Annotated in this window: 1 protein-coding gene; it reads left to right on the top strand. The window is 67.0% G+C overall.

Features of this window, described 5'->3' with window-relative positions; translation table 11 throughout:
- A partial coding sequence (locus RM1_RS25820) for a transposase (protein ID WP_143187355.1) occupies nucleotides 1-442 on the top strand: 442 nt, incomplete at its 5' end.
- Nucleotides 443-518 lie beyond the last annotated feature (76 nt).

Below are 518 nucleotides of genomic sequence, written 5' to 3'. Positions count from 1 at the left end.
CACCCCACTGGTGCGCCGCATGTCATGCCTGCGCGGTGTGAGTACATTGACCGGGTTTGCGTTGGCAGTCGAGATCGGGGACTGGAATCGGTTCACCGGCAACACAATCGGATCCTTCGTCGGTTTGGTTCCGTCGGAGTACTCCTCCGGTTCGTCGCGCACGCTGGGTGCGATCACCAAGACCGGGAACACCCACGCGCGGCGACTGCTGGTCGAAGCCGCCTGGCATCACCGGCCGCGGTATCACGTCGGGGCGGTCATGCGTGCGCGATGGGACCAGGCGCCGGCCGCTGCCCGAGCCCGTGGAGACGAGGGCAACCGCCGCCTGCACCACCGGTGGGTGACATTCCTCGAACGCCGCAAGCGACCGACGGTGGCGAACGTGGCGATCGCCCGCGAGTTGGCCGGCTGGTGCTGGTCGTTGGCGGTCATGGACACCTGATCTCCACCCAGGTCTGCTTCCTTCTCGAGCCGGTGGTGGCAGCGCGTGGATCGACCCGCGACCCAACTATGAGCAG

Origin of the sequence: Rhodococcus maanshanensis NBRC 100610 (assembly GCF_001894865.1) — a bacterium.
Taxonomy (GTDB): domain Bacteria; phylum Actinomycetota; class Actinomycetes; order Mycobacteriales; family Mycobacteriaceae; genus Rhodococcus_G; species Rhodococcus_G maanshanensis.
The sequence above is the reverse complement of the archived record's forward strand: the minus strand, read 5'-3'. Positions and strand labels throughout refer to the sequence as shown.